The organism is Defluviimonas salinarum (assembly GCF_026013545.1).
Classification (GTDB): domain Bacteria; phylum Pseudomonadota; class Alphaproteobacteria; order Rhodobacterales; family Rhodobacteraceae; genus Albidovulum; species Albidovulum salinarum.
On the sequence record NZ_JAPDOG010000004.1, the window covers coordinates 174,928 to 199,087 of the forward strand.

The window sequence follows — 24,160 nt, forward strand, 5'->3', positions numbered from 1 at the left end:
CCCGCCAACATATTCATATTTGCGAATTCGAAAGCATCGACGGAGGTTTCCATGACTCTCGACCGCACCATGCTTGCCTTTGCCGGCACGATGGTTCTTCTCTCGGTGGCGCTCACCATGTGGGTGTCGTCCTATTTCGTCTGGTTCACGGTCTTCATCGGCCTGAACCTCATGCAATCGGCCTTTACCGGCTTCTGCCCGGCCGCGATTGTCTTCCGCAAGCTCGGCGTAAAGCCCGGCACCGCATTCTGAAAGGTAAGGACCCATGCGCGCGCTCCTGATCGCCGCCTCTCTCCTCGCCACCGGCCCGGCCCATGCCGGGTCGCTGACTCTGGCACCCGAGACGCTGACCGAGTGGAAGGCGGTCTACGGTCGCATCGAGGCGAAGGAGACGATCCCGGCCCGCGCGCGCATCGGCGGCACGATCCAGTCGCTCTCGGTCACCGAGGGCGATCTCGTGACCGCAGGCCAGGAGATCGCCGTCGTCCATGACGACAAGATCGCCTTCCAGATCGCCGCCCACGACGCCCAGATCGCCGCGCTCAAGGCGCAGCTTGCCACCGCCGAGACCGAGCTGAAGCGCGGCGAGACGCTGGTCGAACGCGGCGTCACTACCGTGCAAAGGCTCGACCAGCTCCGCACCTCCGTCGATGTGATCCGGGGCCAGATCTCGACCACCGAGGCGCAGCGCGACATCTCGGTCCAGCAAGCCTCCGAGGGCCGCGTGCTCGCGCCCTCCGCAGGCCGCGTCCTGACCGTGCCTGTCACCCCCGGCGCGGTGATCCTGCCCGGCGAGCCCGTCGCCACGATCGGCGGCGGCGGCTTCTTCCTGCGCCTCTCGATCCCCGAACGTCACGCGGGCGCGCTTGCCGAGGGCGATGCGATCCGCATCACCGACGGCGAGGAGAAGGATGGCCGCATCGCCAAGCTCTATCCCCAGATCGACAATGGCCGCGTCACCGCCGATGTCGAGGTCGCGGGGTTGGAAACCGCCTTCGTCAATGCCCGCGTCCTCGTCCGCCTGCCGGTCGGGACGCGCGAGGCGCTGGTGATCCCCGCCGATGCGGTGGCCACGCGGTCGGGCATCGACTTCGTCACCGTCTCTGAGGCGGGCGAGGAAGCCGAACGCGCTGTCGTCCTCGGCGAGGCCGTCAGCATCGACGGCGCCGAGATGGTCGAGATCCTGACCGGCCTTGAAGCCGGCGACACCGTGGTCACCCCATGACATCCGAGAACACCAAGCTCGGCATCGCCGGCAGACTCACGCGGGCTTTCATCGGCTCGCCGCTGACGCCCTTGTTCCTCATCGCCGCCTTCGTCTTCGGACTGGTGGCCCTCGTCTCGCTCCCGCGCGAGGAGGAGCCGCAGATCTCGGTGCCGATGGTCGACATCCTCGTGCGCGCGGACGGTTTGAAGGCCGCGGACGCCGTGAAGCTGATCACCGAACCTCTTGAGACCATCGTCAAGGGCATCGACGGGGTCGAGCATGTCTATTCGCAAAGCCGCGACGACCAGGTCATGGTCACCGCGCGCTTCCTCGTCGGCACCTCCTCGGACGCCGCCGTGCTTCGTGTTCACGACAAGGTTCGCGCCAACATGGACCGGATCCCGGTCGGCGTCCCCGAACCGCTGATCGTCGGGCGCGGCATCGACGACGTGGCGATCCTGTCCTTGACGCTCTCGCCGTCGGAGGCCGCCGCCGAGCGCGTCACCGCGAACGACCTCACCCGCATCGCCCGCGAGCTTAAGACCGAGATCGCCAAGATCCCCGATGTCGGCCTCACCTACATCGTCGGCGAGACCGGCGAGCGCATCCGCATCGCCCCCGATCCCGCCCGGCTGGCGCTGAACGGCGTCACACTCCAGCAGCTTGCCGGCAAGGTCCAGGGTGCCAACCGGGCGATACCGGTCGGCAATCTCCGCTACGCCGGCGAGCAGATCGAGCTTGTCGCCGGCGAAACCCTCGGCTCGCCGCAGGAGATCGGCAACCTTCTCCTCACCACCCGCGACGGCCGCCCGGTCTATGTCCGCGACGTGGCCGACGTGAGCTTCGCCGCGGGCGCCGAGGAGTTGCGCGTCGCCACCGTCACCAAGACCGAGGAAGGCCTTCTCCGCCGCCCCTCGGTGACGCTCGCCGTCGCCAAGCGCGCCGGTTCAAACGCGGTCACCGTCGCCGAGGCGATCCTCCACAAGGCCCATGCGCTCGAAGGCACGCTCATCCCCCACGACGTCGAGGTCGAGGTGACCCGCGACTACGGCGAAAGCGCCAACGAGAAGGCGAACGAGCTGCTCTACCACCTCGGCCTTGCCACGGTTTCGATCATCGCGCTGGTCTGGGCGACCATCGGCCGGCGCGAGGCGGTCGTCGTCGCGGTCGTTATCCCGGTGACGATCCTGCTGACGCTCTTCGCCTCCTGGCTCATGGGCTACACGCTCAACCGCGTCTCGCTCTTCGCGCTGATCTTTTCCATCGGTATCCTCGTCGATGACGCCATCGTGGTGATCGAGAACATCGCGCGGCACTGGGGCATGCATGACGGCCGCGACCGCAAGACGGCCGCTATCGACGCTGTGGCCGAGGTCGGCAACCCGACCATCGTCGCGACGCTGACCGTGGTCGCCGCACTCCTGCCGATGCTCTTCGTCTCGGGGCTCATGGGCCCCTACATGAGCCCGATCCCCGCGAATGCCTCCGCGGCGATGATCTTTTCCTTCTTCGTCGCGGTCATGGTCACGCCCTGGCTGATGCTCAAGGTCGCCGGCAAGGCGCCCACCCATGGCCACGCAGAGGGTCAGGGCGGCCCGCTCGGTCGCGCCTACACGGCCGTCGCCAAGCCGATCCTCGCCTCCAAGGCGCGGAGCTGGGGCTTCATCGGCGTGGTCCTCGTCCTCACCTTCGGCTCGCTCGCGCTCTTCTACACCAAGGACGTGACCGTGAAGCTCCTGCCCTTCGACAACAAGTCGGAGCTGCAGGTGACGATCGACCTGCCCGAGGGCTCCCCGGTCGAAGCGACCGACGCGGTCGCCCAGTCCGTCGCCCGCGCGGTCCTCGACCTGCCCGAGGTCCGCTCGGTCCAGACCCATGCCGGCACGGCGGCCCCCTTCAACTTCAACGGCCTCGTGCGGCACTCCTACCTGCGCTCCGGCCCCGAGATGGGCGAGGTCGCGATCAACCTCCTGCCCAAGGGCGAACGCGACCGCACCAGCCACGAGATCGCGCTGGAGATCCGGACCCGGATCATGGCGCTGCCGGTGCCCGAGGGCACCTCGCTCAAGACCGTCGAGCCGCCCCCCGGCCCGCCGGTGCTCGCGACGCTCCTGGCCGAGATCTACGGGCCCGACCCCGAGACCCGCCGCCAGGTCGCCGAGAAGGTCGAGGCCGCCTTCCGCTCGATTCCCTACATCGTCGACGTGGACAATTCCTACGGCGACCCCGCCCGGCGACTCCGCGCCACGATCTCGACCGACAATGCCGAGTTCTTCCAGGTCCAGGAATCCGACGTCCTCGACACGATCGCGATCCTGAATGGCGGCGCGACCGTGGGCTATTCCCATCGCGGCGAGGGCCGCCAGCCGATCCCGATCCGTGTGGAACGGCCGAAGGGCGAACGTACGATGGACGAGGCCTTCCTCACCACGCCGATCCCGGCGAACGTGCTGCCCGGCGCACGCGGCGTGGTCGAGCTTGGCGATGTCGTCGACGTGACCGAGGAACGCGCCTCCTACCCGGTCTTCCGCCACAACGGCCTCGCAGCCGAGATGGTGACGGCCGAGCTCGCGGGCGATTTCGAGGCGCCGCTCTACGGCATGCTCGCCGTGCAGGAAGCGCTCGACGCGCAGGACTGGACCGGCCTGCCGAAACCGGTGGTGGCATTCCACGGCCAACCCGAGGACGAAAGCGCGCCCACGCTCCTCTGGGACGGCGAATGGGAGGTGACCTGGGTCACCTTCCGCGACATGGGCGCGGCCTTCGGCGTGGCGCTTCTGGGCATCTACATCCTCGTCGTCGCGCAGTTCGGCTCGTTCAAGGTGCCGCTGGTGATCCTGACGCCGATTCCGCTGACCTTCATCGGCATCCTCTTCGGTCACTGGGCCTTTGGCGCGCCGTTCTCGGCGACCTCGATGATCGGCTTCATCGCGCTTGCCGGCATCATCGTCAGGAACTCGATCCTGCTCGTGGACTTCATCCGCCACGCCCCCGGCCGCGACCGCCCCCTGACCGAGATCCTGATCGAGGCCGGCGCGATCCGCTTCAAGCCGATCCTCCTGACCGCGCTCGCGGCGATGATCGGCGCGGCGGTGATCCTGACCGACCCGATCTTCCAGGGCCTCGCGATATCGCTCCTCTTCGGCCTCGCCTCCTCGACGCTCCTGACGGTGCTGGTGATCCCGGCCGTCTACCGGGTGCTCCGGACCTGAGCCGGCGGCAGCCAGCCGCGCAAGCCCCGTGCGCGGCTGGATTTCCGCCCGCCTTTCTGGCAGACTGAGCCTCAGGGGAACGGCACCTGCGGGTGCCGTGGTACTAATCGGGCGCATAGACCCGAGATGGTGGATCGCGACGAATCGACAGAATTGAAACGGCGTCGCGAGACTGCCGTCCGGCGTCGTTGCAGACGCTCTGCGCGATTCTTCCATCCGCTTGCCACCTAGGGACGGTGCCGACGCCTTTCGAGTTCGGAGGGGGATGGGTGTCCGCGTACAAAGCAGCACTGGACCTGCACCTGAGCCCTGTCCCCGCACCGGATGACGGGCGCGGGGTCTTCTGGAGCAAGGCCCACCGGCTCGCATTCGACCGGCTCGGCTTCGCGGCCAAGAGCCGCGCGCCGCTCACCATCTTCACGGGAGAACCGGGCACCGGCCGCTCGACCCTGATCCGTGAACTCGCGCGGCACGAAAAGGCCGAGCGCATCACCCGGATCATCCCGGATCCCGCCCGGCTCTCCGGCGACACCTGCGCCGCCGTGCTGGAGGTCTTCGGAGAACCGCACGAACCCGACCGGCGCGACCTGAACTGCGCCGCGCTCGCGGCCTTCCTCAAGACTGCGGCATCGGATGACTCCGCCCCGCTTCTGGTCATCGACGACGCCGACGGGCTGTCGGAAGACGCGCTCTCGGCGCTGTGCTTTTTCGCCACCGGCGGCCTCGACGAGGGACCGCGCCTCAAACTCGTTCTGGTCGGCCCGCCGTCGCTCCACGACCGGATCAATCGCGCGGCGCCCGATCTCGTCGGCCCGAGCTTCGAGCTTGGCCCCATGACCCGTGAGGACACGGCCGACTATGTCCGCCACATCGTGAAGGCAGCCGGCGGGCGCCCGGACGCCTTCGACGCCGAGGCGATGAAGGATATATTCGACCGGACCAACGGCGTGCCGAAAAGGATCGACGCTCTCCGCCCGGACTGGTCCAACGCTCCCCCGGATTCGGGGGCCGCACGGACCGCCGGCGCACCGGCCCGCGTGGTGAACCTCCCGACGTCGCGGATCACCCTGAGGATGCCGTCGGGCGACGCCAAGCCCCGGACGTTCGCCCCCCAGAAGCCGGACCCGGCCAGATCGCAACGTCAGACCCTGCCGCGGTTCATGGTTCCAAAGAGCAAGGCTCCAGCCGCCCCGACGCCAGACCAGGCCGGCTCCGCGACGCCTCCGGCGCCCCCCGGGCCGGGTTCGAACCTTCCGGTCGCGCCGACCGCGCGCCGCGCCCCCGCCACCGTACTCGCCTCGATCCTGCACCGGTCCGGCTCCGCCGGCGAGGCCCGACTGCCTTTGCTGATCCTCACCGTACGGGCGGACACTGAACATCCACCGCCCGCGGCGCCCCCCGCCCCGGCTTCCGGGGCCAGACCCTCGACCGAGGCGCCTGCCCTCGCCCCACCGTCGCGACCGGCAGGCTGGCGCCTTGAGGCCATCGCGCTGATCCTCCTCGCGACAGTCGGCGCCGCGGCCCATCTGACCGAACCGGGCACACCGTTCGAAACCCGGCTCTCCGCGCTCCGGGATCGCGCCGAGACACTGTTCGGCGCCGCGCCGAGCCGGATCGCACCAGCCCCGACCGCCGCGCCGGAAAGCCTTGCCGCCGCGTCCCCGCGGACCTCCGCCGACCAGTTCCGCACCGCACCAGCCCCGACCGCCGCGCCTGAAAGCCTCGGCGCCGCGTCCCCGCGGACCTCCGCCGACCAGTTCCGCTCCGCGCCGAGCCGGACCGGACCAGCCCCGACCGCCGCGCCGGATAGCCTCGGCGCCGCGTCCCCGCGGACCTCCGCCGACCAGTTCCGCACCCCGCCGAGCCGGACCGGGCCGGAGACAGCCCTGGGATCGGACCACCCGGCCGCCCGGGCGCTCGCCCCACCGAAGCCCAGGCCCCGAACCATCTTGATCCGCGCCGCAAATGGCGGCGACGAACGAACCGGCCGCCGCCAAGCTGACCGGAACCGCGGCGACAGGGCGGACGGCTTCGGCAGGAACGGCTTCACCGGGATCAACCGGAGCGGCTTCGGCAATGTCGTCGTGAGCGGAAACGGCGACGGAAACCGCAAAGTCGTCCGCAAGGGCAAGGGTGGCAGCAACGGTAAGGGAAAGGGCAAGAGCAAGGGGAAAAGCAAGGACAGGAGTCGCGGCAAAGACAAAGACGGCGGCCGGAAGAAGTAGCGGATCCGCGTGCAGATCTCGCCCGTCCAAGCGGTGCGCAAAGATCATGGCGGCTATGCCAAGCTGTTGCGAATACTTGATTTCATGGTGCCCCCAGAGGGACTTGAACCCCCGACCCCCTGATTACAAATCAGATGCTCTACCAGCTGAGCTATAGGGGCACATCCGTGGAGATAAATCTCCCCGCGCCCGCGCGCAAGCCTCATCCGACATGACGAAGCGCCTCGGCGAGCAACCGGCCGGGCGGCAGCGCGGCGGCGAACGTCACCGCGTCGCGCTCATCGGGACCGGGCGGCTCCAGCGCGGCGAACTGGCTTGGCACCAGTTCAGGCGCGAAGAAATGGCCCGACCGGGCGGCGACACGGGCGGCGGCGGTCTCCGCGTCGCAGGCGAGATAGAGAAAGCGGCAGACACCGAGTCCGGCCTGCAGCCGGTCGCGGTGGGCGTGCCGCAGCGCCGAACAGGCGACGACCACGCGTCCCGGCGTCTTCGCCCCGGCCTCGGCGAGCCGGTCGAGCCAGCCCTCGCGCATGGCGTCGGTCAGCGGCCGCCCGGCGGCCATCGCTGCGATGTTGCCCTCGGGGTGGTAGGCGTCGCCCTCGATGAACCGCGCTCCGAGAGCCCTTGCCAGTGCGGCGGCCAGCGTCGACTTTCCGGCCCCCGCCACGCCCATCACCACGACGACGCGCGGGGCCAACGCGCTCACCGCGCGCGTGCCTTCAGGTTCGCCCGCGCGAGCAGCCCCACCGCCACCAGCCCCACCGCGATCACCAGAAGCGCCGGCGGCGCCGCCTCGGCGATGTTTTCCAGACTCGCCTTCTCATGCGCCCGGGTCGCAAGTGTATCGTAGTTGAACGGGCGCAAGAGCAGCGTCGCCGGCAGCTCCTTCACGCAATCGACGAAGACGAGCAGCAGCGCCGTGCCGACCGAGCCTTTCATCAGCGGCAGATAGACCTCGCGCAGGGCGCCGCCCGCCGTGCGGCCGAGCGACCGCGCCGCCATCGGCAGGGAGGGCGAGACCCGGCCGAATGCCGCATCGGTCGCGCCCTGGGCGATGGCGAAGAAGCGCACCGTGTAGGCGAAGACGATCGCCGCCGCCGAGCCGGTGAGGATCAGGCCCGGATCGCGTCCGGTCAGCCACAGCACCGCGTCCGCCACCCGGTGGTCGAAGGCCGCGACGGGAATGAGGATGCCGACCGCCAGCACCGCGCCCGGCGCGGCATAGCCGATCGTCGTCACCGGCAGCACCAGCTTCGGCAGCCGCCGCCCGGTGAGCCGCACCCCGTAGACCATGAAGAGGGCACCCGTGACGGTCAGCAGCGCCGCCGCCCCGCCCACCGTCAGCGTGTTCAGAAACGCACGGCCAAGACCGGCGCCGAGCCAGGTCTCGGGCGAGTCGAAGGCATGGCCCACGATCACCCCGAGCGGCAGAACGAAGCCCATCGCCACCGGCAGCACGCAAAGCAGCGTCGCCACCCGCCCCGCCCAGCCGGTCAGCGCGATCTTCGTCACCGGCCGCGACTGCCGCGCCGACTGGTAGTAGCGCGAATTGCGCCGGCTGACCTTCTCCAGCGCCACGAGCGCGAGGATCACCGCGAGGATCACGCAGGCGATCTGCGCCGCGCCGCCGGCATTGCCGGTCTCGAGCCAGACCGTGAAGATCCCGGTCGTCAGCGTCTGCACCGCGAAGAAGTCGACGACGCCGAAATCGTTTACCGTCTCCATCATCACGATCGCCGCCCCGGCCGCGATCGCCGGCCGCGCGAGCGGCATCCCGACCCGCCAGAAGAGCCCGACCGGCCCCGCTCCGAGCGCGCGCGCGACCTCGTAGCTCGCCGCCGAGGTCTCGCGGAAAGCGGCGCGGGCGAGCATGTAGACGTAAGGATACATCGCCGCGGCAAGGACGATCACCGCCCCGGTGCGCGAGCGGACCGCCGGAAACCAGTAGTCGCGCGCCGAGGTCCAGCCCATCGCGTCGCGCAAGGCAACCTGCACCGGGCCGGAATAGTCGAGGAAATCCACCAGCGCATAGGCGCCGATATAGGCCGGGATCGCGAGCGGCAGGAGCAGCAGCCATTCGAGAAGCCGCGCGAACGGGAAGCGGTACATCGTCACGAGCCAGGCCGCCCCTGCCCCCACCGCCGCCGCGAGCGCGCCGGTCGCCACCGTCAGGATCGCGGTGTTCGCGGCATAGCGCGGCAGCGTCGTCGACAGGAGATGCGGCCAGATGTTCTCGGTCGGATGAAAGGCGAGCACCAGCACCGCGACGATCGGCATCACCACCAGCGCCGCGATCGCCAGCGCGCCGGCCGACCACAGGCCGCTTCCGGCTCTCGGACCATGCGACGCGGCCGCCCGCTCCCGGCCCCTGCCCGCCACGATTCCCCCGCCCGCGATTGCTTGACTGTTTTGCTCGGCCATGACCACAGCGGTTACAGGAAAGCGGTTTTCCTGTCCAGCAAGCCCGTATAGGGTCTGCGCCGGAAGCGATTGGGAACGGACCGGCGTCATGCAGATCGTGTATCACCTCGGGGCGCACTGCACCGACGAGGAACGGCTCCTCCGGGCGCTTTTGAAGAATCGCGGCACGCTCGAGGCGCGCGGCATCTCGGTGCCCGCTTCGCGGCAATACCGGACGCTGCTGCCCAAGGTGGCCAAGTCGCTCAGGGGCGGCTATGCCGGCGCCGATGCCCAGCAGGTCATCCTCGACGCGGTGATGGAGACCGAGACGGCGCAGAGGCTCGTCTTCAGCCACGACGGCCTGATCTGCTTTCCGGTCAACGTCGTCGCCGACGGCGTCTTCTACGCCACCGCACCGATGCGCATCGCCTCCTATGCCAATCTCTTCCCCGAAGCCGAGACCGAGTTCCACCTCGCGCTGCGCAACCCCGCGACGCTGGTCCCGGCGCTGATCGAGCGCGCGGCGGACCGGAGCTATGCCGAGGTCATGGGCCACGCCGACCCAATGGCGCTGCGCTGGGCGCCCGCGATCGAGCGGGTGCTCGACCAGCGCCCCGACCTCCATCTCACGCTCTGGTGCAACGAGGACACGCCGCTCCTCTGGCCGGAGATCCTGCGCGGCCTCGCCGGGCTCGGGTCCGACGCGGTGCTCGAAGGTGATTTCGACCTGCTCGCGACGATCATGACCGAGGACGGGCTCTCCGAGCTCAAGGCCCATCTCGACGCGCATCCGCCCGAGACGGTCGCCGAGCGGCGAGAGATCACCGCCGACTTCCTCGACCGCTTCGCCCGCCCCGAGGAGATCGAGGTCGAGATCGCGCTGCCCGGCTGGGACGCGGCGCTCGTCGCCGCCATGACCGCGGCCTACGAGGAGGACTGCGCCGAGATCGCTTCGATGCCGGGCGTGACCTTCCTGCAGCCCTGACCCTACCAGCTCTCGCCGAAGGGCCTGAGGTCGAGCTCGAAGCTCCAGGCCTGCCGGTCCTGCCGCGTCACCGCGAAGGCGGCCTCGGCGACGCCCTCGGCCGAGAGGAAGAAGGTCTCCGGCTTGTCCGGCATCCGCGCCTTGGTGGTGGCGAGATCGACGACCCCGTCCAAGACCAGGTAGGCGACATGGATATTCTCCGGCCCGAGCTGGCGGGCAAGCGACTGGGCAACAGAGCGCTGCGCCGCCTTTCCGGCCGCGAAGGCGATGGTGCCGGGACGTCCGCGCAGCGCAGCCCCCGCGCCGATCACCACGATATTGCCGCGCCCGAGCTCCCGCATGCCGGGCAGCACGCCCTTCGCGGCCAGGAAGAGCCCGACCGCGTTGACCTCGACATCGCGGCGCAGGGCGTCGGCGTCCAGCGCGTCGATATCGCCCCAATGCGCCGATCCGGCGTTGAAGACGAGCGTCTCGATGGGCCCGAGATCGGCGCGGATCGCCGCCAGCGCCGCATCGAGCGAAGCCGGATCCGTCACGTCGCAGGCATAGCCATGCGCGTCACTCACCGAGGCGAGCGCCGCCGCATCCGGCCCGCGCCGTGAACAGAGCCCGAGCGCATATCCGCCTTCCGAGAACCGCCGGGCGCAGGCCATCCCGTTGCCGGGACCGACTCCGAGAATGGCGCAAACCGGTTTGGTCATGGCTTCCTCCCTCCCTCATGCTCTGCCCGAGCATAGCACGACGCAAGGGCGCGCGCGCCGGAAGGAAGGCGAAGCCGGCTCACTCCATGCCGAGCGCGGCCTTGTACATCTCCAGCACCGCCTCTTCCTCGGCAATGTCGTCCTTGTCGCGCTTCCTGAGCGCGACGATCTTGCGCAGCACCTTGGTGTCGTAGCCGCGCCCCTTGGCCTCGGCCATCACTTCCTTCTGCTGCTCGGCGATGTCCTTCTTCTCGGCCTCCAGATGCTCGTAGCGTTCGATGAACTGGCGCAGCTCGTCGGCGGCGACGTTGTAGGTGGCATCGGACACGGGCTGGTTCATCACGCATTCTCCTCTACGGGGGCCGGCGTCCTGACTAGACGCTCGCGCGCGGTGCTTCAAGGCCCGGCCTTGCCCTCCCGGCGGCTTCGCGCTAGGGCGGGCGGAGGCAAGGGGAGGACCGCCATGGACTGGCTCATCTGGACCGGCGCGCTGGTCACGTTCGCGGGACTCGCCGCACTCGTCTGGTGCATCCTGAGCGTCGCCCGCGCCCGCCGCGAGAACCTGCCCGACCCCGAACTCCGCGCCCGCCTGCAGCGCGCTGTCACGCTGAATTTCGCGGCCCTCCTGCTGTCGGCGCTCGGGCTGATGATGGTGGTCGCCGGCATCATGCTCGGCTGAACCGGCCCATTCATCTTGCTCCAAGTATCCCCCGCGGAGCGTCCTGCCCCGGCGGCATTTGCCTCCGGCGGGGATATTTTCGGCAAGATGAAGCTCAGTCGTTCAGATCGGCGAATTTCCGGCCGTTCTTGATCAGCTCCTCCCAGAGCGCGGCCGGGCGCCAGAACGCCTCCTCCTCGCGGGCGTAGTCGACGAGCCGCTTGCGCAGGGCGAGCAAACCGGCCTGGTCGGCCGCCAGCATCGGCCCGCCGCGCCAGCGCGGGAAGCCGTAGCCGAGAAGCATAACGAGGTCGATGTCCGACGGCCGCGCCGCGATCCCCTCCTCGAGGATCCGCGCGCCCTCGTTGGCCATCGCCGCGAGCACCCGGTCCTGAATCTCCGCCGCCGTGACCTCGCGCGCGACGATGCCGCGCGCCTCGCGCTCGGCCGCGATCAGCGCCAGCACGTCGGGATCCTCCACGCCCTGCCAAGCGCGCTCGGGGTAAAGGTAGTATCCCTTGCCCGCCTTCCGCCCGAGCCGCCCCGCCTCGCAGAGACGGTCGCCGATCGCGACATAGCGGCGCGCCGGATCCCGCGTCGCGGCGAGCCGCCTGCGACGCGCCCAGGAGATGTCGAGCCCGGCCATGTCGAGCACCTGGTAGGGTCCGGCCGGGAAGCCCCAGGCGACCATCGCCCGGTCGATCTCGTAAGGCGAGGCGCCATCCTCGAGAAGGAAATCCGCAGCCGTGCGGTAGGCGGTCAGGATCCGGTTGCCGATGAACCCGTCGCAGACCCCGGCGCGCACCGCGACCTTGCCGATCCGCCGGGCGAGCGCGAAGGCGGAGGCGATGACATCGGGCGCGGTCTCCGCTCCCACGACGACCTCGACGAGCCGCATCGCCTGCACCGGCAAGAAGAAATGCAGCCCGATCACGTCGCCGGGCCGCGCCGTCGCCGCCGCGATCCGGTTGACGTCCAGGTAAGAGGTGTTGGTGGCCAGGATCGCGCCCGGCCGCGCCACCCGGTCGAGCTCGGCGAAGATCCCCGCCTTCACCGCCTCGTCCTCGTAGGCCGCCTCGATCACAAGGTCAGACCCGGCGAGCGCCGCGAGTCCGGTCGCCCCGGCGAGCCGCGCCCATTCGGCCTCACGCGCCTCGGGGCTGAGCCGGCCCTTCGCGACCGCCCTCTCGTGATGGGTGGCGACGCGCGCAAGCCCCGCGGCAAGCGCCTCGCCGTCGCGCTCCACCAGCGTCACGCTGCAGCCCGCCCCGAGGAGCGCCGTGGCAATGCCCGCCCCCATCAGGCCACCGCCGACGACGCCGACGTTGTGGATCTCGCGCGGCTTCACATGAGCGAGGTCGGGCTGCTTCGCCGCGCGGCGCTCGGCGAGGAAGGCGTGGCGCAGGGCCGCCGCCTCCGACGTCGCGACGAGATCCTCGAAGGCGGCGCGCTCGAAGGCGAAGCCTTCGTCCTCGGGCAGGAGCAGCGCCGCCTCGACACAATCGATGATCCGCCCCGGCGCGGGCAGTTGCGGATCGCCCAGTCCCGACCGCGCCGCGGCCACCGCCAGAAGCCAGGCGCGGGGATCGACCCGGCGGCGCTGCTCCTCCACCTCGGGCAGCTCCGCCTCGCCGGCGAGATAAGCCCGCGCGAGCCGTTCGGCCGCCGCCGCTGAGCCGCCCTCGGTCACCGCGTCGACGAGCCCGAGTTCCTCCGCCCGCGCCGCGCCGATCGGCAGCCCGCTCAGCATCAGCCCAAGCGCCCGCTTCGCACCGATGAGCCGCGGCAGCCGCTGGGTGCCCCCGGCGCCGGGCAGGATCCCGAGCGTGACCTCCGGCAGGCCGAGCTCGGTGCCCGGTTCGGCAAGCCGCACCCGCGCCGCGAGCGCAAGCTCCAGCCCGCCGCCAAGCACCATGCCATGCAACGCCGCGATCACCGGCTTGGCGCTCCCGGCGACCGCCTGGCAGAGCTCGGGCAGCGAGGGCGCTCCCGGCGACCGCCCGAACTCGCGGATATCGGCGCCCGCGGGCCAGGTCCGACCCGCCGCGGTGAGCACGATCACCTGCACGCCGGGATCATGGAGCGCGGCCCCGAGCGCGGTCATCAGCGCGCCGCGCAAGCCGGCGCCGAGCGCGTTCACCGGGGGATTGTCGAGCGTGATCGTGGCGATCCCGTCGCCGATGGCGATGCCTGCCTCTTCCGTCATGCCTGCCCTTCTCGCGAAGCGGTTCTCTCGACCACTCTACGGCTCAGACGCGGCTTGGCAACAACCGGCTATCCACGAGGCGTCATTTGCGTGGCGCGCAGTTGCGGCAGAATGGCGTGGCGGGGATGAGGTCGAGCCGCTCCTCGGCAATCTGGTTGCCGCATTGCACGCAAAAGCCGTATTCGTCCTCCTCGACCCGGCCAAGCGCGGCCTCGATCATGCGCAGCTCCTGGCGGGCCGACTGGCCGAGATCCTCGAGCACCTCGTCGGCCTCGCGCTCCGTCGCCATCTCTTCCCAATCCTTGGCCTCATGGCTGTCGAACTCGGCGCCGATCTCGGCAATGCGGGCCTGCAGGTCGTTGCGGCGGGCTTCAAGCTCGGCCTTGCGTTGGGCGACGGATTTCATATGGGTCTCCTCTACCGGTCACCTTTCCTACATATTAAGGCTGGGCATCCGCCGGCCTTGATGCAAGTCAATCCTGCCGTCTCAACCCCGGATTGTTCACTTTTTGCCAATTCGGCCGGGTTTTCACCGCCCGGAGCGGCGGCACGCGCCGGACCACCGTCGGCTCTTCCGTCCGGCGCGGTTGGCCGGTATGTTCGCCGCGCCCCGCATCCCGTCCGGCACTGTCCGGCGCGCCCCGCCTTAGGAGAGATCATGGAGATCCGCCACCTGACCCCCGACTACGCCGTCTCGCCGCAGATCGCACCCGAGGATGTGGCGGCGATCCGCGCGGCCGGCTTCGCGCTGGTGATCGACAACCGGCCGGATGGCGAGATCCCGGCCGATCTGCACACCGACCGGTTGCGGCTCGTGGTGGAGGCGGCGGGCCTCGGCTTCGTCGCCAATCCGGTGATAGGCGGCGCGATCACGACCGAGAACGTGACCGCGCAGCGCGAGGCGATCGCCGCGGCGACGGGGCCGGTCCTCGCCTATTGCGCCTCCGGCAACCGCTCCTCGATCGTCTGGGCGTTGAGCCAGGCCGGCCTGCGCCCGACCGCCGAGCTGATTGAGACCGCCGCGCGCTGGGGCTACAATCTCGAACCGTTCCGCCCCCATATCGACGCTCTGGCCGCGCGCTGAACGCCTCGCCGCAAGCCCGGCCGGAATCCCGGCCCTAGGCCGGCGTCGCGCGCTCCCGCGGGCCGCGCGTTCAGGCCTGTCCCGCTGCCGGACCCGGCTCCGCCGGTTCCGGCAGGGCGGCACCGGTTTCGGGCTCTTCGATGCCGACGAGAAGCCGGACCGCGTAGCTGCCCTGGCATTGCCCGAGACGCCCGTATCCGATGAGGCGCCGCCCCCGGCCTTCCACGCGGAGCCTTGACAGCACGCCCTTCGAGAGCGTCAGCATCGCCCCCGGCTTCAGCGCCAGCACCTCGGCCAGCGGCAGCCTGACACGGTCGAGCACCGCCTCGAGATCGGCGCCCGCGCCCATCACCGCGGCCTCGATCCGGTCGCTCCAGACCCGGGCCGCCGCCGCATCCTTCGCCGATTCCGGACCGGTCCCGCCCCGCGGGGCCGGGGCCGCTCCACGCCCCGCGGCCGGCAGGGCGATGAGGAGCGTTCCCTGCCGCGCGGCCTCGGCACCGAACCGCAGCGCGAGCGCGATCACGCGGTAGGCCGGCTCCTCGAGGATGAGCGCGAGCGGGCGCGGGTCTTCGAGAAACGAGGCATAGCGGAAGCCTCCGGCCCAGGTCAGCGCCGGATCGGACGCGAGGAGCGTCTCGGCGGTGCCGAGGACCCGGTCGAGAAACCGCGCCGACATCGCCGCATCGGTGCGCGTCGGCCGCCGCGCAGCAACGTCCGCACCGCCGATCCGCCCGGTGGTCTGGATCTCGATCAAGCTCGCCAGCGTTTCGGCCGACAGCACGGCGAGCCCGAGCCCCTCGCCCGGCCCCTCGATCACGGCAAGGAGCGCCCGGTCCGGCAACAGCTCCGGTATCTCCGCCGCCGACACCCGGGTCTCGGTAGCGTCATCGACCGCCACCGCCAGCTTCAGCATCTCCTGCGCCGCCTTGGCGAAGGCCTGACCGAAAAGCCGCGCGGGCGTGGGCGCGGGATCGCCGGCGGCCGCCCTGCCCGCCCCGGCCTTCCGCTTCAAGACTGACTCTGGCGCGTGCTCGCTCATGCCTCCGTTCCCGCCGCGATGGGCCACGGGCCTTCACGGGCCAGCGTCGCAGACCAGCGTTACCAAAGTGTTGACCGGCGCCGGTTCAGGCGGCTTCCTGCGCCCTGATCTCGGGCTTGGCCGGCAGCGAGACCCGGAACGCCGCGCCGCCCTGGCCGGGCAGGTAGGCGATGGTGCCGCCGAGATTGGCCATGATCTCGCGGCAGATCGCGAGGCCGAGCCCGGCGCCGCCCGCCCGCGCGGTATCGGTCAGCCGCGCGAATTTCTCGAAGATCAGCCGCTGCGAGGCCTTGGGGATGCCCGAGCCGTTGTCGATGAAGTCGACGATGATCCGGTTGCCCCTGCGGCGCGCGTTGATCGTCAGCTCCGGCCGCTCGGCGTCGCAATACTTGCGCGCGTTCGAGACGAGGTTGATGAAGACCTGCACCAGCCGGTCGGTGTCGGTGATCACCGGGATATGCTCGGCCGGCTGGTCGCGGTGGATCACGAAACTCCGCTCCGGCCGGGTGTTCGAGGCCGAACGCACCGCCTTCGAGATCAGGTCGTGCAGGTTCGCCACCTTGACGTCGAGCTTGACCTTGCGGTTCTCCAGCACCGAGAGGTCGAGAAGATCGTCGAGCAGCCGCGTCAGCCGGATCGTCTCGTCATGGATGACGCCGGCATATTGCTTCTGCATCTCGTCCGGCAGTTCCGGATCCTTGAGGATCTCCGAAAAGGCCCGGATCGAGGTCATCGGCGTCCTGAGTTCATGGCTGATCTGGCTCAGGAACGCGTCCTTCTGCACCGAGAGATCCTTGAGCTTGTCGTTGGCCTCCCGCAGTTGACGGGCGGTCCGCTCCAGCTCCTCGGACTTGGCTTCGAGCTGGGTCGAGTATTCGAGGATCTGCTGCGCCTCGGAAGCGACCGCCAGCAGATCCTGCGCCGAGACCGCCGCACCTTCCGCGAACTGCGCGACCATCGCATGCGCCGTCGCCGCCCCGACCGCGCCCGAAAGCCGGCGTTCGAGCCGGTCGATGAAGTCGGGCGTGGTGTCGGGCAGGAAGCCGGCCTTGCCCTGGGCCTCGGCGCAGGTCCGGAAAAACTCCTGCGCCTCCTCGGCGCCGAGGATGCCCTGCGCCATCGTCAGGAGATCCTCGGCCTCGGCGCCGCCGCGCGACCAGCCGTGGGCGCCGGGATCGTGGTCGAAGGCGTTGACGAATGCGAGCCCCTGCATCCGCTCGACCGGGCTCGGGAAGGTCACGAGCGAGCCCGCGACGAAGGCGAAGGTGTTGAGCGCGAGCGACCAGAAGACCGCGTGCATCAGCGGATCGAGCCCATAGGCTCCGAACAGCGCCTGCGGCCGGAGCCAGCCGATTCCCCAGGGCCCCTCGGCGAGGATCGCCGTCGAAAGGAGCCCGCCCGCGCCGAACGACGGCAGGTAGAGCGTGTAAAGCCAGACGAGGAAGCCGGTGGCCAGCCCGAGCGCCGCGCCGATCCGGGTAGCGCCGCGCCAGAAGAGGCCCCCGAGCATCGCCGGCAGGATCTGCGCCACGCCGACGAAGGCGATGAGCCCGATCGCGGCGAGCGCGGCCGAACCGCCCGAGAGGCTGTAATAGATGTAGCCTAGTGCCAGGATCGCCGCGATCGAGACCCGCCGCGACATCAGGATCAGCCCGCGCACATCGCCCGGCGCCTTGGCGCCGCCGGCGCGCAAGGACAGCCACAGCGGCGCCACGACATGGTTCGACACCATCGTCGCGAGCGCGATCGCGGCCACGATCACCATCGAGGTCGCCGAGGAGAAGCCGCCGAGGAAGGCGAGCATCGCGAGCTTGCCCTGGCCTTCGGCCAAGGGCAGCGTCAGCACGAAGAGGTCGGGATTGGCGCCCTCGGGCAGGACCGAAAGCCCGACGACCGCGATCGGCACGACGAAGAGGCTCATAAGCATGAGATAGAGCGGGAAGGCCCAGGAGGCGGTCGCGAGGTGGCGCTCGTCGGAGTTTTCCACGACCATGACCTGGAACATGCGCGGCAGGGTGACGATGGCGGCGGCCGAGACCAGGGTCAGCCCGATCCAGCGACCGGGCACCAGCGGCCAGTCACCGATCGGCGAGGCGTCGATGCGCGCGGCGACATCGGTCCAGCCGCCGGCCACGCCCCAGACCACGAAGATGCCGACCGCCAGCAGCGCCACGAGCTTGACCACCGCCTCGAGCGCGATCGCCATGACCACGCCGTGATGGCGCTCGTTGGCGTCGAGGTTGCGGGTGCCGAAGAGGATGGTGAAGAGCGCGAGCCCGGCCGCCACCCAGAGCGCGGTCGCGCTCTGGTTCGGCAGCGCCCAGCCCTCCGGCGTGCCCGAGGCGAAGACCCCGAACGACAGCGTCACCGACTGCAGCTGCAGCGCGATATAGGGCGTCGCCGCGACGACGCAGATCACCGTGACGATGACGCCGAGGAGATTCGACTTGCCGTAGCGCGACGAGATCAGGTCGGCGATCGAGGTCACGCGCTGGCTCTGGCCGATCCGGACGAGCTTGCGCAGGAGGAGCCACCAGCCGACCAGCACCAGCGTCGGCCCAAGGTAGATCGTCAGGAACTCGAGCCCCGAGCGCGCCGCGTAGCCGACCGCGCCGTAGAAGGTCCATGCGGTGCAGTAGATCGACAGCGACAGAGTGTAGACGAGGGGCGAGCGCAGGAACCCCGCCTTGCCGCGCTCGGCGCGCCGCTCGGCCACGAAGGCCACGAGGAACAGCAGGCACACATAGACGAGGCAGACCGCGACGAGGATGTTGAACGGCACCATCAGCGCGTCTCCTCATCCGCCTCGGCCTCGCCGGCGCCCGGCTCGCCGCGCGCGAGGATCCGGGCGACGAGGAAGGCCGCGCCGATCAGCCCGAACCAGACCGCGAAGAGGTAGAGACCGCCGAACGCGGTGTCTGGCGCTGCCGTCGCGCCGGGGCGCCAGAGGATCGGCACAATGACGAGGATGAAGCCGAGAACTGGCAGAATCCGCGCGGCATCGATGAGCCGGCGCCGCCGGTAGCTTCGCCGGGCGAGGAATCGGGGCGGGCGCGGCCGTTTCATGCGCCCTCCGCGCCGGATCTCGCCGCGCGCCTGCTCATCCGCCCGCCATCTGCCGCAGGGTCGCGACGATCTCGGAATTGACGAAGGGCTTGGCCATGAAGCGCGAGGCGCCGGCCTCGGTCGCCGCCGCGCGGTCCTCGGCCTGACCGCGTGCGCTCAGCACCAGCACCGGCAGGCCCGCGAGCGCGGGATCGGCGCGCAGGTCGCCGAGGATCTCGTAGCCCGAGCGGCCCGGCAGGATCATGTCGAGCACGAGCACATCCGGCGTCTCGCGCCGGATCGCCTCCATCGCGCCGGTGCCCTCGCCGTGGCTCGCCACCGACCAGCCGTCGCGGGCGAGCAGGAACCGGATCGCCTCGGCGATATGCGGCTCATCCTCGATCAGCAGGACCCGTCTGCCCATGTGCCGCCTGACCTCCCCGCGTCGCGCCATCCCGATCCGACTATCACCGAAGTTCCCGGCGGCTGTCAAAACCAAGTCGCGCATCATGGCGAACCGCTGGAGCCGCCGCTCCGGCCGCACCTCAGCCCTCCTCGGCAAGAATCGAGGGCTCGCGCCGCGCCACACAGCCGCCGCGCGGGCAGATACGGCAGGAGGGGCCGATCGACCGCTCGCCGCCGCGTTCCTCGGGTGCCGGCAGGATGAGCATCTGCGCCTCGACCACCTGCGGCCCGTCGAAGCCGCCGGGATGGCGCGGCTCGCTGAACGCGTAGGTCAGGAATCGCTGCGGCACCCGCCCCGCCATCTCGACCGCGGCGCGGATCGGCACCATCGGCCGCGCGAGCGCCTCGTAGAGCGGCCACAGGGGACAGGCCGCCCCGTGGCGCGGCAGCGCGAATCCCGGCGCGGGCCTGCGGAAGGTCAGCGTCCCCGAGGCGTCACAGGCGACAAGCCCGACCGGCGGCCCCTCACCCTCGGGCAGCGCCGCGAGCCGCCGGAACACCTGCGCGAGCCCCGCCCCCGTCGCCTGCGCCAGCGCCGCCGGATCCGGCCCCACCTCGGCCAGCGCCCGCCGGAACCCGTCGAGCGGCAGCGCCACCGCGTCCGTGCGATAGCGCGCGATATGGGCGAGCGCGAGCTTGCGCGCCGCCCCGCTCGCCAGTTCCGGCACCCCGGCGATGAGCGTGTCGGCCTGCGGCGGATGGGCGCGTTCCAGCGCCGCGAGGTGATAGGCCGACTTCGCGAGCCAGGCCTCGACCTCCTCCTGCGGCGAGGAAAGCCCGGTCTCGCTCTCCTTCGTCGCATCGAGATAGGCCACGAGCGCGGCCGCCGCCTCGCTCAGACGAACGCTGTCCTCGTAGACGTTCCGGTGGAAGCGCGCCCGCCACGCGGGGTCGATCTCCTCGGTCTCGGCCAGGATCGCCGCGGTCGAGCGCAGCGAGGTCACCGCCGAGACCACCTCGTGCAGCGAGGCGAAGAGGAACGGGTCGTGCGCCATGCGCTCGTTGAGCGCCTCGACCGTGCGCTCAAGCGTACCGATCCGCGCCTGCACCGCCGCCAGAAGCGCGGCCCAGCCGGGGAAACGTCCGACGAATTCCTCGATCCGCGCGACCTCCGGCGTGGCCTCGCCGCCCGCCATGCCGGCCGCCGCCTCGCGCAGCCCCTCGAAGAGCGCGCTCTCGGCGCCCTCGGCCAGCGCCGCCTCCTCGACCCCGAGCGCATCGGCGAGCCCGGCGAGCAACTCCGCACCCACCCGGCGCCGGTTATGCTCGATGAGGTTGAGATAGGCCGGCGAGATGCCGACCGCCCGCGCCAGATCGGCCTGCTTCATGCCGATCAGCAGGCGCCGTTCCCGCACCCTCGTCCCGGTCAGTGCCGATCGTGCCATGCGCTCCCCGCCGCGGCCGCGACGCCGCTCCGGCCCCGCGCTGCGAGTTTACAGCTTTCCCGAATGAGTTGATAGCGTTGCGCGCCGCTTTTCAGCGCATCAGCAATTCGGCGGCGCGACGTCGAGCGTGCGCTCCACCACCGGCTTGCCGCCCGCGCAGGCAGTGAGCGGCGTCTTGTCGCGCGAACAGGCCGACAGCGCCGCGATCAGGCTCAGTCCGATGGCGGCATATCCGGCCGCCCGCATGCCCCGCCCTTGCTCCGTCGCTTTCGTCATCGCCGCCGCGTCCCTCGTTTCCGGTTCGTCCGAGATAGACCGCGAACCGGCGGCGAGGGCAAGCGAAAAGGCACCGCCCGCCGGCCTCAGCAGCCCACAGGCGCGACATCGGCCACGCGGGAGATGTCCGCCACGCCCTCCTCGCATTGCCCGATCGCCTGTTGCTGCGGTTCGCAGGCCGCAAGGCCGCCGATCATCGCACAAGCCAGAACCCCGAGGCGCAGGCCGCCCGCCAGTCTCGCCAGGATCAACGCCATGTTCACTCCTTTCGTTCGCTCCCAACCGCCGGACCGGCTCTCCGTCCCGGACTCCGGCCCGACACCACGCCGTTGCGCCAGAACCTTGCCAGTTCTGCCGCGCCCGGGCCCTGACGGCGATCAACCGGAGAAAAAGAACGCGCGGGGCAGAGCCCCGCGCGCCATCTGTTCCGGTTCGGGCGAAAGGCTACTGCAGCGCCTTGTCGGTGATCTGGTGGGTCCAGGCCCCTTCCGGCGCCTTCGAGATCACCGGATCCGAGCCGCCGCCCAGCAGCGTCGCCACCGTCCGCTCGTAATCGGCCTCGTCCAGGGCCCCGTTCGACCCCGCGGTGAGCTTGGCGATCTCGCCCATCATCCGCTTCTGATGCGCCTCGGTCTGCGCCCCGGTCTCGTCGTTGTCGAGGACGATCATCGCCGCGTCATCGGGATTCTCCTCGGCCCATTTCCAGCCCTTCATCGAGGCCCGGACGAACCGCACGAGCTTGTCCTCGAAGGCCGGGTCCGCAAGCTTGTCCTCAAGCACATAGAGCCCGTCCTCCAGCGTCGCCACGCCCTGATCCTCGTACTTGAAGGTCACGAGGTCACCCTCGCCGATCCCGGCATCGATGACCTGCCAGTACTCGTTGTAGGTCATGGTCGAGATGCAGGAGGCCTGCTTTTGCAGCAAGGGATCGACGTTGAAGCCCTGCTTCAGCACCTCGACCCCGTCCGCGCCACCCGTGGTCGGGATGCCGAGCTGGCTCATCCAGCTCAGGAACGGATACTCGTTGCCGAAGAACCAGACGCCGAGCGTATGGCCCTTGAAGTCGTCCGGGCTCGCGATCCCGCTCTCCTTGAGGCAGGTCAGCATCATGCCCGAGGACTTGAACGGCTGCGCGATGTTGACGAGCGGCAGCCCCTTCTCGCGCGCGGCGAGCGCGGCCGGCATCCATTCGACCGTCACATCGGCACCGCCGCCCGCGATCACCTGGGTCGGCGCGATGTCGGGCCCGCCCGGCTTGATCGTGACGTTGAGGCCCTCCTCCTCGTAGAACCCGTTCTCGAGCGCGACGTAATAGCCCGCGAACTGAGCCTGGGTCACCCACTTCAGCTGCAGGGTCAGGTCGTCGGCCGCCTGCGCCGCGCCGCCCCCGAACCCCGCGATCATCGCCGCGGTCAAGATCTTCTTCATCTGTCCAACCTCCCTGTTGTCATTTCCGCCCCCTTTGCGAGGGATGCCAGAAGGTGACGGCCTTCTCGGTCGCCGCCACCAACCCGTAGAATGCCGACCCGGCCACCGCGGCCACCGCGATCTCGGCCCAGACCATGTCGAGCGCGAGCCGCCCGACCTCGGTCGAGATCCGGAACCCCATGCCGCGGATCGGCGATCCGAAGAACTCGGCCACGATAGCGCCGATCAGCGCAAGAGTCGTGGCGATTTTCAACCCGTTGAAAACGAAGGGCATCGCCGCAGGAAGGCGCAGCTTGAAAAGCGTCTGCCAGTAGGAGGCCGAATAGGTCGCCATCAGGTCGCGCTGCATCCGCTCGGTCGCAGCCAGCCCCGCGACGGTGTTCACGAGCACCGGGAAGAACACCATCACGACGACGACGGCGGCCTTCGACTGCCAGTCGAAACCGAACCACATGACGAGGATCGGCGCGATGCCGACGATCGGCAGGGCGGCGACGAAATTGCCCACCGGCAACAGGCCCCGCTGCAGGAAGGGCGAGCGGTCGATTGCCACCGCGGTCAGGAAGGCCGCGCCGCAACCGATGACATAACCCGACAGGGCGCCCTTGACGATGGTCTGCACGAAATCGCCCCAGAGAACCGGCACCGCCCCGGTGATGGTCTCCCAGATCGCGGAGGGCGGCGGCAGGATCACGCCCGGCACCCCGAGCCCGCGCACGATCCCCTCCCAGAGGACGAGCAGCGTCACCCCGAAGAGCGCCGGCACGAAGAACCGCACCACCTTTCGCCCCGCGAACCGGGAGCCCGCGAGCCGGGCATTCAGCGCCCAGGCCCCGAGCCAGAACAGGATCGCCCCCCAGAGCCAGCTCATCGCGCCATCCCCATCCGCCGCAGGGTGCCGCGCTCGATCCCGCCGATGATCATTACCAGCCCCGCGGCAAGGATCGCCGCCGCGAACAAGGCCGCCCAGATCTGGATCGTCTGGCCGTAATAGCTCCCCGACAGGAGCCGCGCGCCGAGGCCCGAGGTGGCCCCCGCCGGCAGTTCCCCGACGATCGCGCCGACGAGCGAAGCCGCGACCGAGACCTTGAGCGAGGCGAAGAGATAGGGCATCGAGGCGGGCAGCCGGAGCTTCCGGAGCGTGTCCCAGCCCCCCGCATTGTAGGTCTTCAGAAGATCGAGCTGCATCGCGTCGGGCGAGCGCAGCCCCTTCACCATGCCGACCACGACCGGGAAGAACGACAGATAGGCCGAGATGATCGCCTTCGGAATGAGCCCGGTGAGCCCGACCGAGGCGAAGACCACGATCACCATCGGCGCGATGGCGAGGATCGGGATCGTCTGGCTCGCGATCGCCCAGGGCATGACGCTCATGTCCATCGCCCGGTTGTGGACGATCCCGACCGCGAGCAGGATCCCGAGCCCGGTGCCGATCGCGAAGCCGACGAGCGTCGCCGAGAGCGTCACCCAGCCGTGGTAGACGAGGCTCCGCTTCGAGGTGACCTTCTGCCCCGCGAGCCCGTCCCAGAGCCCCTCGGCCACCTGGTGCGGCGCCGGCAGGACCGGCCGGTCCTGGTTCAGCGTGTCGGCCACGACCTCGCCGAAACTCACCTCGACCCCGGCCCGCGCCGCTTGGTCGTAGGTCCACTGACTGTTGAGCCAGACCGTCGCCGCGTACCAGAGCGCGACGATGGCCCCGAGCACGGCGAGGATGGGCAGAACCGACCTCATGCCCCCCGCCTCCTCTTCTTTTCGAAAATATCCTCGGGGGGAGTCCCGGGCCCCGTCCGGGACCGGGGGGCAGACAGCCCCCCGTCCACGGTCAAGACCGTCCCTACGCC

23 protein-coding genes and 1 tRNA gene are annotated in these 24,160 nt (G+C 70.0%); 7 read left to right on the forward strand and 17 right to left on the reverse strand.

Going from position 1 to position 24,160, the window contains the following annotated elements; translation table 11 throughout:
• The first annotated feature begins 51 nt into the window (after positions 1–51).
• From OM960_RS06390 to OM960_RS06405, 4 genes are all read left to right on the forward strand, one after another.
• Entirely contained in the window at positions 52–252 is a 201-nt protein-coding gene (locus OM960_RS06390; RefSeq protein ID WP_264771402.1) for a YgaP family membrane protein, read from the forward strand.
• Positions 253–265: 13 nt separating this feature from the next.
• Positions 266–1,225 carry an efflux RND transporter periplasmic adaptor subunit gene (locus OM960_RS06395; RefSeq protein WP_264771403.1) on the forward strand — a complete coding sequence of 320 codons (960 nt, stop codon included), beginning with the start codon at positions 266–268 and terminating at the stop codon, positions 1,223–1,225.
• On the forward strand, positions 1,222–4,419 hold the full coding sequence (locus tag OM960_RS06400) for an efflux RND transporter permease subunit (protein WP_264771404.1): 3,198 nt from the start codon (positions 1,222–1,224) through the stop codon (positions 4,417–4,419). Before OM960_RS06395 ends, OM960_RS06400 begins: the two co-directional genes overlap by 4 nt.
• A gap of 269 nt (positions 4,420–4,688) precedes the next feature.
• Complete coding sequence (locus OM960_RS06405; RefSeq protein WP_264771405.1) at positions 4,689–6,644, forward strand: AAA family ATPase; 1,956 nt, start codon at positions 4,689–4,691, stop codon at positions 6,642–6,644.
• Between the two features lie 85 nt (positions 6,645–6,729).
• Here OM960_RS06405 and OM960_RS06410 read toward each other — a convergent pair.
• The 3 genes from OM960_RS06410 to OM960_RS06420 form a co-directional block, all read right to left on the reverse strand.
• Positions 6,730–6,805 (reverse strand) — tRNA-Thr (locus tag OM960_RS06410).
• 41 nt (positions 6,806–6,846) lie between these two features.
• Complete coding sequence (locus tag OM960_RS06415; RefSeq protein ID WP_264771406.1) at positions 6,847–7,350, reverse strand: gluconokinase; 504 nt, start codon at positions 7,348–7,350, stop codon at positions 6,847–6,849.
• A complete protein-coding gene (locus OM960_RS06420) occupies positions 7,347–8,921 on the reverse strand; it encodes an ABC transporter permease (RefSeq protein ID WP_264771476.1) in 1,575 nt (524 codons plus the stop codon). Before OM960_RS06420 ends, OM960_RS06415 begins: the two co-directional genes overlap by 4 nt.
• Positions 8,922–9,153: 232 nt before the next feature.
• On the opposite strand from OM960_RS06420, the gene OM960_RS06425 reads away from it, so the two are divergent.
• Entirely contained in the window at positions 9,154–10,029 is an 876-nt protein-coding gene (locus OM960_RS06425) for a hypothetical protein (protein WP_264771407.1), read from the forward strand.
• Between the two features lie 2 nt (positions 10,030–10,031).
• Here OM960_RS06425 and OM960_RS06430 read toward each other — a convergent pair whose 3' ends face one another.
• A complete protein-coding gene (locus tag OM960_RS06430) occupies positions 10,032–10,730 on the reverse strand; it encodes an SDR family NAD(P)-dependent oxidoreductase (protein ID WP_264771408.1) in 699 nt (232 codons plus the stop codon).
• A 79-nt stretch (positions 10,731–10,809) separates the two neighbouring features.
• Positions 10,810–11,070 carry a DUF2312 domain-containing protein gene (locus tag OM960_RS06435; RefSeq protein WP_263333073.1) on the reverse strand — a complete coding sequence of 87 codons (261 nt, stop codon included), beginning with the start codon at positions 11,068–11,070 and terminating at the stop codon, positions 10,810–10,812.
• 123 nt (positions 11,071–11,193) lie between these two features.
• Here OM960_RS06435 and OM960_RS06440 point away from each other — a divergent pair, with 123 nt between their 5' ends.
• Positions 11,194–11,409 carry a hypothetical protein gene (locus OM960_RS06440; protein ID WP_263333075.1) on the forward strand — a complete coding sequence of 72 codons (216 nt, stop codon included), beginning with the start codon at positions 11,194–11,196 and terminating at the stop codon, positions 11,407–11,409.
• A 94-nt stretch (positions 11,410–11,503) separates the two neighbouring features.
• On the opposite strand, the gene OM960_RS06445 is transcribed toward OM960_RS06440, so the two are convergent.
• Positions 11,504–13,594 (reverse strand): 3-hydroxyacyl-CoA dehydrogenase NAD-binding domain-containing protein, encoded by a 2,091-nt coding sequence (locus OM960_RS06445; RefSeq protein ID WP_264771409.1) that lies wholly within the window; start codon positions 13,592–13,594, stop codon positions 11,504–11,506.
• 82 nt (positions 13,595–13,676) lie between these two features.
• Complete coding sequence (locus OM960_RS06450; protein WP_263333080.1) at positions 13,677–14,000, reverse strand: TraR/DksA family transcriptional regulator; 324 nt, start codon at positions 13,998–14,000, stop codon at positions 13,677–13,679.
• Positions 14,001–14,252: 252 nt separating this feature from the next.
• On the opposite strand from OM960_RS06450, the gene OM960_RS06455 reads away from it, so the two are divergent.
• Positions 14,253–14,678, forward strand: coding sequence for a protein tyrosine phosphatase family protein (locus tag OM960_RS06455; protein ID WP_263333082.1), 426 nt, complete (start codon positions 14,253–14,255; stop codon positions 14,676–14,678).
• A 70-nt stretch (positions 14,679–14,748) separates the two neighbouring features.
• Here the strand turns inward: OM960_RS06455 and OM960_RS06460 are convergent, their stop codons facing one another.
• The 10 genes from OM960_RS06460 to OM960_RS06505 form a co-directional block, all read right to left on the reverse strand.
• Positions 14,749–15,720, reverse strand: coding sequence for a FliM/FliN family flagellar motor C-terminal domain-containing protein (locus tag OM960_RS06460; protein WP_264771410.1), 972 nt, complete (start codon positions 15,718–15,720; stop codon positions 14,749–14,751).
• Between the two features lie 85 nt (positions 15,721–15,805).
• The gene (locus OM960_RS06465) at positions 15,806–18,502 is read right to left on the reverse strand and encodes an ATP-binding protein (protein ID WP_264771477.1); all 2,697 of its coding nucleotides are present in this window, start codon (positions 18,500–18,502) and stop codon (positions 15,806–15,808) included.
• Between the two features lie 2 nt (positions 18,503–18,504).
• Complete coding sequence (locus tag OM960_RS06470; protein ID WP_264771411.1) at positions 18,505–18,786, reverse strand: hypothetical protein; 282 nt, start codon at positions 18,784–18,786, stop codon at positions 18,505–18,507.
• 34 nt (positions 18,787–18,820) lie between these two features.
• Positions 18,821–19,189: a response regulator transcription factor gene (locus OM960_RS06475; RefSeq protein ID WP_264771412.1), complete on the reverse strand. Its 369-nt coding sequence runs from the start codon at positions 19,187–19,189 to the stop codon at positions 18,821–18,823.
• A 121-nt stretch (positions 19,190–19,310) separates the two neighbouring features.
• Positions 19,311–20,615 carry a short-chain fatty acyl-CoA regulator family protein gene (locus tag OM960_RS06480; protein WP_263333090.1) on the reverse strand — a complete coding sequence of 435 codons (1,305 nt, stop codon included), beginning with the start codon at positions 20,613–20,615 and terminating at the stop codon, positions 19,311–19,313.
• A gap of 99 nt (positions 20,616–20,714) precedes the next feature.
• Entirely contained in the window at positions 20,715–20,891 is a 177-nt protein-coding gene (locus OM960_RS06485) for a hypothetical protein (RefSeq protein ID WP_264771413.1), read from the reverse strand.
• Positions 20,892–20,977: 86 nt separating this feature from the next.
• On the reverse strand, positions 20,978–21,148 hold the full coding sequence (locus OM960_RS06490; RefSeq protein WP_263333094.1) for a hypothetical protein: 171 nt from the start codon (positions 21,146–21,148) through the stop codon (positions 20,978–20,980).
• A gap of 187 nt (positions 21,149–21,335) precedes the next feature.
• Positions 21,336–22,319 (reverse strand): ABC transporter substrate-binding protein, encoded by a 984-nt coding sequence (locus tag OM960_RS06495; protein WP_263333096.1) that lies wholly within the window; start codon positions 22,317–22,319, stop codon positions 21,336–21,338.
• 19 nt (positions 22,320–22,338) lie between these two features.
• Positions 22,339–23,190, reverse strand: a complete 852-nt coding sequence (locus OM960_RS06500) for an ABC transporter permease (protein WP_264771414.1) — start codon at positions 23,188–23,190, stop codon at positions 22,339–22,341.
• Positions 23,187–24,050 (reverse strand): ABC transporter permease, encoded by an 864-nt coding sequence (locus tag OM960_RS06505; protein ID WP_263333100.1) that lies wholly within the window; start codon positions 24,048–24,050, stop codon positions 23,187–23,189. Before OM960_RS06505 ends, OM960_RS06500 begins: the two co-directional genes overlap by 4 nt.
• Between the last annotated feature and the right edge of the window lie 110 nt (positions 24,051–24,160).

Coding starts and splice junctions, on each gene's coding strand:
- OM960_RS06445 (WP_264771409.1), bottom strand. CDS start 13,594: ATGACGGAAGAGGCAGGCATCGCCATCGGCGACGGGATCGCCACGATC.
- OM960_RS06475 (WP_264771412.1), bottom strand. CDS start 19,189: ATGGGCAGACGGGTCCTGCTGATCGAGGATGAGCCGCATATCGCCGAG.
- OM960_RS06450 (WP_263333080.1), bottom strand. CDS start 14,000: ATGAAATCCGTCGCCCAACGCAAGGCCGAGCTTGAAGCCCGCCGCAAC.
- OM960_RS06455 (WP_263333082.1), top strand. CDS start 14,253: ATGGAGATCCGCCACCTGACCCCCGACTACGCCGTCTCGCCGCAGATC.
- OM960_RS06505 (WP_263333100.1), bottom strand. CDS start 24,050: ATGAGGTCGGTTCTGCCCATCCTCGCCGTGCTCGGGGCCATCGTCGCG.
- OM960_RS06485 (WP_264771413.1), bottom strand. CDS start 20,891: ATGACGAAAGCGACGGAGCAAGGGCGGGGCATGCGGGCGGCCGGATAT.
- OM960_RS06430 (WP_264771408.1), bottom strand. CDS start 10,730: ATGACCAAACCGGTTTGCGCCATTCTCGGAGTCGGTCCCGGCAACGGG.
- OM960_RS06490 (WP_263333094.1), bottom strand. CDS start 21,148: ATGGCGTTGATCCTGGCGAGACTGGCGGGCGGCCTGCGCCTCGGGGTT.
- OM960_RS06440 (WP_263333075.1), top strand. CDS start 11,194: ATGGACTGGCTCATCTGGACCGGCGCGCTGGTCACGTTCGCGGGACTC.
- OM960_RS06460 (WP_264771410.1), bottom strand. CDS start 15,720: ATGAGCGAGCACGCGCCAGAGTCAGTCTTGAAGCGGAAGGCCGGGGCG.
- OM960_RS06395 (WP_264771403.1), top strand. CDS start 266: ATGCGCGCGCTCCTGATCGCCGCCTCTCTCCTCGCCACCGGCCCGGCC.
- OM960_RS06435 (WP_263333073.1), bottom strand. CDS start 11,070: ATGAACCAGCCCGTGTCCGATGCCACCTACAACGTCGCCGCCGACGAG.
- OM960_RS06500 (WP_264771414.1), bottom strand. CDS start 23,190: ATGAGCTGGCTCTGGGGGGCGATCCTGTTCTGGCTCGGGGCCTGGGCG.
- OM960_RS06495 (WP_263333096.1), bottom strand. CDS start 22,319: ATGAAGAAGATCTTGACCGCGGCGATGATCGCGGGGTTCGGGGGCGGC.
- OM960_RS06390 (WP_264771402.1), top strand. CDS start 52: ATGACTCTCGACCGCACCATGCTTGCCTTTGCCGGCACGATGGTTCTT.
- OM960_RS06425 (WP_264771407.1), top strand. CDS start 9,154: ATGCAGATCGTGTATCACCTCGGGGCGCACTGCACCGACGAGGAACGG.
- OM960_RS06420 (WP_264771476.1), bottom strand. CDS start 8,921: ATGCCGATCGTCGCGGTGCTGGTGCTCGCCTTTCATCCGACCGAGAAC.
- OM960_RS06400 (WP_264771404.1), top strand. CDS start 1,222: ATGACATCCGAGAACACCAAGCTCGGCATCGCCGGCAGACTCACGCGG.
- OM960_RS06480 (WP_263333090.1), bottom strand. CDS start 20,615: ATGGCACGATCGGCACTGACCGGGACGAGGGTGCGGGAACGGCGCCTG.
- OM960_RS06470 (WP_264771411.1), bottom strand. CDS start 18,786: ATGAAACGGCCGCGCCCGCCCCGATTCCTCGCCCGGCGAAGCTACCGG.